The 9664-nt window shown below is 48.7% G+C and carries 12 protein-coding genes; 5 read left to right on the top strand and 7 right to left on the bottom strand.

Annotated elements, in window-relative coordinates; translation table 11 throughout:
• The first annotated feature begins 7 nt into the window (after positions 1-7).
• Positions 8-571, top strand: a complete 564-nt coding sequence (locus QFX30_RS03535) for a M48 family metallopeptidase (protein ID WP_300488346.1) — start codon at positions 8-10, stop codon at positions 569-571.
• Here the strand turns inward: QFX30_RS03535 and QFX30_RS03540 are convergent.
• Together QFX30_RS03540 and QFX30_RS03545 are read right to left on the bottom strand one after the other, a co-directional pair.
• A complete protein-coding gene (locus QFX30_RS03540) occupies positions 568-900 on the bottom strand; it encodes an MTH938/NDUFAF3 family protein (RefSeq protein WP_300488348.1) in 333 nt (110 codons plus the stop codon). The genes QFX30_RS03535 and QFX30_RS03540 overlap by 4 nt on opposite strands.
• A 10-nt stretch (positions 901-910) precedes the next feature.
• The gene (locus tag QFX30_RS03545; RefSeq protein ID WP_300488351.1) at positions 911-1204 is read right to left on the bottom strand and encodes a TIGR04076 family protein; all 294 of its coding nucleotides are present in this window, start codon (positions 1202-1204) and stop codon (positions 911-913) included.
• 73 nt (positions 1205-1277) lie between these two features.
• Here QFX30_RS03545 and QFX30_RS03550 point away from each other — a divergent pair, with 73 nt between their 5' ends.
• From QFX30_RS03550 to QFX30_RS03560, 3 genes are read left to right on the top strand one after another with little or no spacing between them, the layout of a single operon-like run.
• A complete protein-coding gene (locus QFX30_RS03550) occupies positions 1278-1499 on the top strand; it encodes a hypothetical protein (protein WP_300488354.1) in 222 nt (73 codons plus the stop codon).
• A gap of 8 nt (positions 1500-1507) precedes the next feature.
• The gene (locus tag QFX30_RS03555; protein WP_300488357.1) at positions 1508-1672 is read left to right on the top strand and encodes an iron dependent repressor, metal binding and dimerization domain protein; all 165 of its coding nucleotides are present in this window, start codon (positions 1508-1510) and stop codon (positions 1670-1672) included.
• A gap of 33 nt (positions 1673-1705) precedes the next feature.
• Positions 1706-1996, top strand: coding sequence for a carboxymuconolactone decarboxylase family protein (locus QFX30_RS03560; RefSeq protein WP_300488359.1), 291 nt, complete (start codon positions 1706-1708; stop codon positions 1994-1996).
• A 16-nt stretch (positions 1997-2012) separates the two neighbouring features.
• Here the strand turns inward: QFX30_RS03560 and QFX30_RS03565 are convergent, their stop codons facing one another.
• Genes QFX30_RS03565 through QFX30_RS03585 form a run of 5 tightly spaced genes read right to left on the bottom strand, consistent with a single transcriptional unit; the run spans position 2013 to position 4465 of the window.
• Positions 2013-2453, bottom strand: a complete 441-nt coding sequence (locus QFX30_RS03565; RefSeq protein WP_300488362.1) for a hypothetical protein — start codon at positions 2451-2453, stop codon at positions 2013-2015.
• A 3-nt stretch (positions 2454-2456) separates the two neighbouring features.
• Positions 2457-3188: a nitroreductase family protein gene (locus QFX30_RS03570; protein WP_300488365.1), complete on the bottom strand. Its 732-nt coding sequence runs from the start codon at positions 3186-3188 to the stop codon at positions 2457-2459.
• Between the two features lie 54 nt (positions 3189-3242).
• Complete coding sequence (locus QFX30_RS03575; RefSeq protein WP_300488368.1) at positions 3243-3758, bottom strand: DUF6544 family protein; 516 nt, start codon at positions 3756-3758, stop codon at positions 3243-3245.
• Entirely contained in the window at positions 3712-3984 is a 273-nt protein-coding gene (locus QFX30_RS03580; protein WP_300488370.1) for a hypothetical protein, read from the bottom strand. The genes QFX30_RS03575 and QFX30_RS03580 overlap by 47 nt, the downstream gene beginning before the upstream one ends.
• Positions 3985-3988: 4 nt before the next feature.
• The gene (locus tag QFX30_RS03585; RefSeq protein WP_300488373.1) at positions 3989-4465 is read right to left on the bottom strand and encodes a MarR family transcriptional regulator; all 477 of its coding nucleotides are present in this window, start codon (positions 4463-4465) and stop codon (positions 3989-3991) included.
• A gap of 569 nt (positions 4466-5034) precedes the next feature.
• On the opposite strand from QFX30_RS03585, the gene QFX30_RS03590 reads away from it, so the two are divergent.
• The coding region (locus QFX30_RS03590; RefSeq protein WP_300488376.1) for a cobaltochelatase subunit CobN at positions 5035-9664 on the top strand (4630 nt) is incomplete at its 3' end.

Consider the following 9664-nt stretch of genomic DNA (forward strand, 5'->3'; position numbering starts at 1 on the left):
TATTTCTATGAATGTAAGAATCAGGGGTACAGAAATTAGCTATGAGATAATTTATAGGGATGTTAAGAACCCGAGAATAGAACTCAGATTTGAAAGCATCAGACTCATACTCCCCAGGAATTTTAGGGGAAAGCCAGAGGATCTCATCCTATCCAGAAAGGACTGGATTGAGAGAAAACTGGATGAACATGAGGAGATGGTGAGGGTTGCATCCGGCTTTGAACTCCAGGGGAGGGGTGGGGATGAGTTCAGGTCCCTTGTCCTGGGATTCCTTGACCATTATTCAGGGGAGCTTGGGGTGACGCATGGGAGGGTCAGGTTCAGGAGGATGAGGTCAAGGTGGGGTAGCTGCAGCTCCCTAGGTAACCTGAGCTTCAACACACTCCTCTCATACCTCCCTGATGAACTCGTGGAGTACGTGGTCCTCCATGAACTCGCGCATATGCTGGAGATGAACCACAGCAGGAGGTTCTGGGGGATCCTCGAATATTACATTCCAGACTGGGGGGAGCGAAGGGAGATGCTGCGGTATTACTGGGTGCGGCTGCACCTTGAGGGGTTCACCGACTAGCAGGTCACGTGGATTATGGCTGCAACCCTTCTGCCCCTTCTCTTCTCATCATTGTACCTTTCTATGGCCTCACATGTTGGAAGCACCACAGCGGATCTGAATTCGGTTTCAAGGGCACCGTAAATGCCTGAACCTATGATTATACAGTCAGGGTTTTCAGTTTTAAGTTCCTCTAGTTCCTCCTCTGCCATGAGGTGTGAGGTTCCATGCTTCCTCCTTGATATCTCCTTCTTCCTTGGGGTTACGGTTCCATCGACGTGGACCACAATATCTGATGTGTATTCACGCCCCCTGTACTTCACAAGTCCGAAGCGGCAGTCTGAGAACATACTGAACACCTCATTCAATCCTTTGCACCCTGAATATGACGGTGCCCCCATCTGTGTAGGGTTCACCAGGGTCAACGCACTGCATGTAGGCGTGCTCCTTGTCACCCTCCACTGTGAGTCCCAGCTCCACGGGGCACCATTTCCTCTCCAGGATGGTTGTGTAGTGCAGTATCGTTGATAGGGCATGTGTGCACAGGGCATCGGTTCTTTCAAGGTCTATTTCAGGGTCATTTATTATGATACGGTCACCCTCCCTGTATACCGGGCAGTTCCCCCTTATCTCATGTACGCGTATCTCAAGCATCCGACCACCTGTGATGGATTATGGATGGTAAAACTTAAATAGGTTTTGAATATATATTCAATTGGTGTCTCTTATGGAACTTACAAGGAGCATGGAAAATTACCTTGAAACAATATACAGGATACGGAAAAGGGTTACGGTGAGAACATCGGATCTATCATTGCGACTCAACGTTAAACCGGCCAGTGTAACCCAGATGCTCAGGAAACTCCATGAAATGGGACTTGTGGTCTACCATCCTACCTCGGGGCTGAACTCACAGATACTGGCAGGGAACTTGCAGAGGAGATCCTAAGAAAACATATGCTCCTGGAGTGCTTCTTCCATGAGGTCCTGGGTATGGACATAGACTCATCCTATGAGGAGGCCTCCCGGATGAAGCATGAACTCTTCACAGAGACAGAGGATGCACTCAGGAGGTACCTCAGGAACCCCTCAAGGTGCCCCCACGGGATACCCATACCCTGAAAATATTTAAGTTAAGATACCAAGTTAAGGACCATGAGGTCAGGAGCAGATAAATTCCTTGGAGAATCACCGGAGATATCCGAAAAATTCATGAAATTCAGAAACGCCGTAATGTCTGAGGGTAAACTCACAGAGCGTGAAAAGATGCTGATAGCGGTCGCATGTGCCGTTGCAGTAAGGTGCGATGCCTGCACAGAGAAACACGCCACAGAGGCCCTGAAAATGGGAATAGGGGAGGATGAACTCAAAGAGGCAGCTGCGGTGGCAGCCCTGATCAGGGCGGGCTCTGCAATGAACACGGCCTCCAGGATATTTCTGGACTGAAACCCCTGCTAAGGACTCAGGGCTCAACCTTCAGGATGAATTTCAGCACGAACTTCAGCCCATGCAGAAACACAGCCACAGCCATAACGACCATGGCAACAAGGAGTCCAGATTTAACAGAGTAGAACACATAGATGTTCCTGAAGGTGAATGGGAAGACACTGTAAAGTGATGAGACCAGAAGGTAACCAAGGGCACTCAGAATGATCTGGGCGAAGGTCCAGAGCCACTGTTCCCGGTATATTATAAGTGTGGCGTTTGCAATGAGATTGGCGGCGATCACAACATTGAAGAGGGGTATCAGTTCCCTAAATGACTCCTCTACAAATGATAGGTTCCAGTTCATGACACTGTTCACAATATAGAGGAGTATGATGTTCACTATGATGCCAACTAAAAACTCCTGATTTTTTAGTTCCTTGTCCCTGAGGAATTCCTTTAGAATATTATTATCCACTTTTTAATCTCCATAGATGTATGTTCCTGTATAGGTGTAATTTTTAATTTCAGGCGTTTTATCAAGGATTCTGAATTCAGCTCCATAGCCGTGGTGCTCAAGTGAAATCTTGAGGTGGGCCAGTGCTATCCCCATATCGATGGGGTTCCACCTCCCAAGAAGGCGCCTTTTAACAGGGTTCTGGACCCGGCAGTATGCATGGACCATCCCATCACCACCCCTCAGGTACCATGGCTGGTTGTTAACTGCGGATGGTGCAAGGCGCACAGCCTCAAGCACATCATCCATTCCCCTAATGTCTGTTATTTCACCGAGGGGTTTCCTCTTGAACTCTGATGGCTCCCTGTGCACCGGTTCTGCTGCGACCCCAAAGGCAAGCAGGATGATGAATTCAAGGTCAGATTTCACATGTCCCTTAACCCTGGGGATCCCCTGCCAGCAGCTTCCAATCCCCATGGAGGAGAGCTTCAGATCCATCTGCTGCAACATGAAGCCCACGTTGAGCCGCCCCATGTGTCCCTCTGAGAAGGCCGCAATGTAGTGGGGGGCGGGTTTCTGCATCCTGGTACTGACATCATCCTCCCCTATTATCCTGAATTCAAACGGAATGGAGGGAAGAAGTGGTTCAAGTCCACCAAGGTAATCCCTGATCTCATGGAGTGCATCGTCTGATACAGGCGACGAATACCTTCTCGTGGATTTTCTCCTGAAAATGAAAGGGTAGAGTTTCTTCATCATATTTACTCCATATTGTCATTCCCAAATTCCATAAATAATCTGTCAGTCATTCTACAAGTCCTTTCCTAACGTTTTTATGTTGAGGTGTACCTCATCAATGTTTCCCTGGAAGTACCTGAGGTCACCATCAGGAAGGTGCCATGTTGCGGTGCACTCCTGGAGATAGATGAACCCATCGTGTTCCCTGTAGGAGAGAACATCAACACTCCAGGGGTGCGTCTCCATGTTGAACTCTGCACAGTGCCGGTCCTCTGTTTGGAACCTCACAAACCTTCCATGGTCATCGAAGCTGAAGACACCACTGGCCTCAACGCCATGATCCCTTATGGTGGCCTCAACTGTGGTATCATCCAGGGCGTACCATTCAATGCACTCTGATAGGGCAAGGGATGGAAGAAGGAGGGCCTCTGAGAGTACGGTTACAAGGGCTGAACGGCCCATTTCAGGTCCGTGCTCATCTGCAACCTCCAGGAATTTAAGGGCCCTGATGATCATCCTTCCCTTACCTCTGGAGTAGAGGTCAAGGCCCTCCAGGGGGACCCCGAAAAAACGGCCGGCCAGGTACACGCACCTGAGGTGTGGGGGTGTTGAACTGGAACATGTCCATGTTCATCCACCTCTCACCCCTCCTTATTCTTGAGTCCCCCCACCTTATCAGGAGGTTTTCTGCGTCTTCAGGGAGGCTGCAGAGGGCAAGGTGTCTTCTGATCTGGTCGGGTAGCTCCCTCTCATTCAGGGAGGTATTATTTTTGAGTTCTTCTTCAACTTCCATCTCAAACATCTTTTTAAGCATTCTATCATCTTCTTTTACGGTATTCCATGTACCTTCGTTTTGAGGCCCCTTCAAGCTTTGCGAATATCCTGAAGAGGTCCTCCACCTCATCATCGTCCAGTGATTCAAAGAGCGACCCCACAGCTGCCCTGTCCTTTTCATCCCTTCCACTCCAGAATTCATGGAATCTGGGGGTTGTCTCAAGGCGCAGTATTCTCCTGTCCCTGTCCGGCTTTATCCTTATGAAACCCTTCTCCTCAAGGCGTACTGCGAGTTGCTTGACGTTCTGGTGAGTGGTACTCATGGCCTCAGCCATCTCCTGCATTGAGGGGGGCCTTTCAAAGACATTTCCGAGGATCACAAGAAAAAGCCACTGTTTGGGTGTTATGTTCTCTTGGAGAAACTCCCGTCCCACTATATAGTTCCAGCGCTGCTCAATGAGAAAGAGGGCCACCAGTATGTACCTCTCCATGGCATCCCGGGAACCGGCGTGTTCATTCACAATTTCTCCTGAAATCCTTTATCATGAACCTCACTCTCTACCGCAAGCTTTAGTGGTGTTTCTCTGCCCGCAATTATATTACATATTAAGTTAATATTATTACATAATTCATTTTGTAACATAGGAAGTTTTGTGGAAGTGAAGGATGATGTGAGAGATCTGAACCAGCGCTATTAATACAATATTAAAATTTAATATTATACAGATCTGAGTGAAGGGAAACTCAAATAACTCATATGTGAAAAATAACTGATTTTTTGTTTTTATTCTTATATTAAACTTGTAAATGGGATTTTAATGCTATTAAAAATCCTTTTAATCTCTCTTTGGATTTTAATTAATATTATTATTATATTTAATATTATAAAATCATATAATTTTCTTCATCAAATGTATTAATTTTTCATTAAATTATTACAATTAATTTAATTTAACCGGGAAATAGTAATAAAAAAATTAATAAAAACTCTTAAATAAAATTTCTGAAAGATCTCTGATTGTAAAGAATAAAGGAGGTGAAAATGATTAGAAAACACTTGATTATTCTATTGATTGCAGCCTTTTTTACAGTGACTCTACAGGGATCAGCTGTAGCGGCAGAAATTGATGGAGGTGAAATTAAAAATCCAGAGAACCTCACAGACAGTGAGGGGCGATTCACATTCACCGGTGTCAGTGATAATAGCCATGTTGTATGGGTGGACCCACTGACAGTACCTGCTAAGTATCAGATCAACGAAACACTGAGACTGACACTGCACCAATCATCAAATGCATCAGTGAGGGCAGGGGATGTAGTACTTGAGGCATCCTTTCTTAACTCAACCATAACAGGAAGGCTCTACGCAGACCTAAACAGGAACAGCATCTTTGATGACAGAGATGAGGCGCTCGCCGGTGTGAGGGTGGTTGACCCTCCGGAGATAAAATTCCTGATAATCTCATGGCCAACAGAGGCTGGACAGCTCCTTCAGCCGGTTAAGAACATAATGCAGAAGCACCCTGAGATCACAGTGAAGGTCAGAAACACCGACCAGGCAAAACTGAACCTTACAGAGACCGCACAGTTAATTGAATGGGCCGACCTAATATACATCAGCAACGTCCAGACTGTCAACGGCCCAAACGGACCCGTCCCTGACCTCCTCATGTCAATGAAGAACCAGGGAAAACTCAACGGTAAAATAATAGCAGCCTACCCCACCCCATACTACTGCTTCCCTGTTGCAAGGCTTACAAACATAAACAACACACGATTCGTGGATGCAAATGGTACTGAACTAACTGACAGCCAGCTGCAGGCCATGTTCGAGTCAGTATCAAGGGCTGTACCCCCCAAGACACCAATCATGGTTCTAAGGGAACTCCAGGCAGCCTACCCTGCCATGGCATCCTATCTGAAGTTCCAGGAATACAAGACATCAGACACAGCATCCCCAGAAAACAGGGAGGAGGGCCTCATGTACCTCATAGCCCTGGCATTCCCTGATAGGGGATACACATTCCGCGAACCAGTTATAGTGCCAAAGTATGCCCTCTACCGCAACGGAAGACTCTACTACAACTTCACAGACTACGAGCAGTTCCTGGTTCCAGGAAGACCAACGGTGGGTATAACATCATGGATGGCCCTCACATGGGAACGCGGGGACCTCCTGATGCTCGACAGACTCATAGGTGAAATGGAATCAAGGGGTATAAATGTTATAGCCACAATAGCCCAGGGAAACCCTGTTGATGGAACACCGGTCATAAATGCCATGAGAAGCTACTTCCTGGACTCACAGAACAGGACAAGAATTCAGGGCCTCATAACACTCCAGTCATTCAAACTGGGGGGCGCAACCGCAGCGATTGCCGAGAAAATGGTCCTTGATAACAACATCCTTGTCTTCAGACCCCTCAATGTGGCTGACACAGAGGAAACCTGGTACATTTCTGACGCAGGAATGGACTTCACCAGCATAACAAGTCAGATAGTCCTGCCTGAATTCCAGGGCCAGATACTCACAATGGTAACAAGTTCAACCAGAAAATCACTGGATCCATTAACAGGACTTGAGGTTGAATTCTATCAGCCCATAGATGAGAGGGTCGAAACCTTTGCAGACAGGATTGCAGCCTGGATTAAACTCAGGTACACACAGAACGCGGATAAAAGGGTTGCGCTCATCTACTACAACTACCCGCCAGGGAAACAGAACCTTGCAGGTGCAAGTTACCTCGACGGACCATCCTCAATACTTGAGATACTTGGACTCCTGAGAGAAAACGGTTACACTGTTAGGAATGTGCCTGCGGGAGTGGATGAACTCCTAACAGAGATGATGAACCGCGGCCTCAACATTGCAAACTGGGCTCCAGGGGAACTCGAGAGACTTGCCAATGCAACCATCCTCTGGGACGTGGAGAGGTACATGGAATGGTACAGCAAGCTCCCTGAACTTGCAAGAAAGGAGATAGAAGAGGGACCATTCGGGTACATCGAAGCCCTCTTTAAATACAGCGTTAACAACCCCAGACTACTGGATACACTGGAGAGGTGGCAGAAGTCACTGATCTCAACCATAGATGACATGCAGATCAGCAGGGCATCAGAGGCCAGGGAACATGTTTTAAGGGCTTACAGCGCCCTTAAGGACATCCTAAACGGCATTAACAGGTGGAACGAGTTCTACAGTGTAAAGTCAGCGTTCCTGGCACTCAGGGTCCCTGGGCTGTGTGGATGGGGCGCTCCTCCCGGAAACATCATGACCGTTGAGAAAAACGGCAGGAAATACATGGTGATACCCGGGATGTTCTATGGAAACGTCTTCGTGGCTCCACAGCCACAGCGCGGCTGGGAGGGTGACGCTGATAAACTCTACCACAGCCAGATAGTCCCGCCACACCACCAGTACCTGGCATTCTATGCATACCTTCAGACAGAATTCTGTGCCGATGCGATGATACACCTCGGAAGACACGGAACCTATGAATGGCTCCCCAGAAAGGAATCAGCCCTCTCAGGGGCAGACTACCCTGACATATGCCTTGGAAAAGTGCCAAGCATATACATCTACATCATGGACGGTGTCGGCGAGGTCATACATGCCAAGAGGAGGGGGCTGGCTGTGAGCATAAGTCATCTGACCCCACCAATGGAGGCAACTGGAGTCTACGGTGACATCGCGGCACTCAAAACCCTGATAGACCAGTACCATGCAGCACCAGGCAACAGATCAGAGGAGATAAAACTGATAAGGGAGAGGGCAGCTAGGCTCCACCTTGAGACAGTAATGGACCTTAACATGGACCCCGATGAACTGGTTGACAGGATAGACGACTACATAAGGGAACTTGAGGGTACAATGATGCCGCTGGGCCTCTACGTCTTTGGCAGGGAGTGGAATGAGAGCCAGGTTATCACAATGGTGAGATCCATGGCAACAGTACCTAGGATAACCGCAGGTAACAGCACATTCATATCAGTGATACAGGCACTTTCAGGGGTGAACCGGGGAGTAGATATGATCATAAAGGATTTCTACGACGGAAAATCACTTCAGACTGTCATATCGGAACTCCAGCTGGCACTTGGAAGAAACCTAACAGCCACAGAGATAACGGCCCTCAACCTGACACTCAACGATGTCCTGAACATCAGGGGTTCAGGTGCAAGGGAGAGGCAGATGCTCCTAAGGGCCCTTAGCGGAGGATACATACCACCCACAGCAGGCGGAGACCCAATCAGAAATCCATCAGCAGTCCCAACAGGGGGGAACCTGTATGGTGAGGACCCATCACTCCTTCCAACACAGGCTGCATGGATCAGGGGATCAAAACTTGCAGATGAAGCCCTGAGATCATACAATGCAACCCCTGAACAGCTGGGTGTTGTCATATGGGCCACAGAAACCCAGAACGACAAGGGCGCAACAGTGGCATTCATCCTGAGGCTCATGGGACTCGAACCCATCTATGGATATGGGGGTTCTGTCATGGGTGTGAGGGCAACACCACTGGCACAGCTCAACAGGTCAAGGGTGGATGTCCTGATGACCACGTCCGGAATATTCAGGGAGACCTTCCCGCTTCTGGGCGTGCTCCTGGACCGCGCATCAAGGGTGGCACTTGCAGCATCCTTCAACACACTGATGGCAGTTATAAATCAGGAAACAAACGATAACAGGACAAAACTCCTCGCCGCACTCAACGCCTCGGTTTCAAGTATCCAGAAAGCAGGTCTCTTCATTCCTGGCAGCGACCCACTCGATAAGAACTCCATTGCAAGGCACTGGCTCTCAGACGTCAAGGCACTCATTAAACTTGGAATGAAACCTGAGGACGCTGGAATCGCCGCAATATCCAGGCTATTTGGACCATCCCTCGGTAACTATGGCACCAGACTCCCAGAGGCTGTTCAGCAGGACTGGACGTGGGATGAAAGGCTGGACCTTGGAAAACTCTACATCGACAGCATGAAGTATGCGCTGAGCGAGGATGGCTGGGGAGTGGACCTTGAAGAGGTCCTAACAATGAGACTACGGGACGTTGAGGGCGTCTACCACTCAAGGTCAACAAATCTCTATGGCGTTGTTGACGTGGACCACAACTTCGAGTTCCTCGGCGGCTTCAGGCTTGCAGTGGAGGCTTCAGGCGGTAAGATTCCAGGGATGTACATAATAAACCAGGTGAACCCATCAGCTTCCAGAATAGAGACACTTGGACAGTTCCTCTACAGGGAGCTCCAGTCCCGCTACTACAACCCCCGGTGGATACAGGCGATGATGCAGAGCGGATATGCAGGTGCAAGGGAGATCTCAAACAACTTCGTGGCCAACCTCTGGGGATGGAATGTTATGAGTCCCGAGACTGTCTCAGAGTGGATGTGGAGGGAGACCGTGGATGTCTACCTCAAGGACAGATATGGCATCGGTGTCAGGGAATGGCTTTCAAGGGGTAAGAACAGCTATGCACTCATAAGCATGACAGGTACCATGCTCACTGCAATACACCGCGGGTACTGGAATGCTGATGATGCCACAAGGCGCCTCATAGCCACAACCTGGGCAGAGGCCATTGCAGAGAATGGTGTTGCCTGCTGTGACTGCAGCTGCGGTAACATTGCGATGATGGAGTGGGCCATGCAGTACCTCAACCCTGATCTCCTTGCAAGGGTTAAGGAGAAACTGTATGCGGCCACAAAGAGCTCAGCAT

This window comes from Methanothermobacter sp. (assembly GCF_030055435.1).
GTDB lineage: Archaea > Methanobacteriota > Methanobacteria > Methanobacteriales > Methanothermobacteraceae > Methanothermobacter.

Coding starts and splice junctions, on each gene's coding strand:
- QFX30_RS03535 (WP_300488346.1), top strand. CDS start 8: ATGAATGTAAGAATCAGGGGTACAGAAATTAGCTATGAGATAATTTAT.
- QFX30_RS03555 (WP_300488357.1), top strand. CDS start 1,508: ATGCTCCTGGAGTGCTTCTTCCATGAGGTCCTGGGTATGGACATAGAC.
- QFX30_RS03570 (WP_300488365.1), bottom strand. CDS start 3,188: ATGAAGAAACTCTACCCTTTCATTTTCAGGAGAAAATCCACGAGAAGG.
- QFX30_RS03550 (WP_300488354.1), top strand. CDS start 1,278: ATGGAACTTACAAGGAGCATGGAAAATTACCTTGAAACAATATACAGG.
- QFX30_RS03580 (WP_300488370.1), bottom strand. CDS start 3,984: ATGCTTAAAAAGATGTTTGAGATGGAAGTTGAAGAAGAACTCAAAAAT.
- QFX30_RS03545 (WP_300488351.1), bottom strand. CDS start 1,204: ATGCTTGAGATACGCGTACATGAGATAAGGGGGAACTGCCCGGTATAC.
- QFX30_RS03540 (WP_300488348.1), bottom strand. CDS start 900: ATGTTCTCAGACTGCCGCTTCGGACTTGTGAAGTACAGGGGGCGTGAA.
- QFX30_RS03560 (WP_300488359.1), top strand. CDS start 1,706: ATGAGGTCAGGAGCAGATAAATTCCTTGGAGAATCACCGGAGATATCC.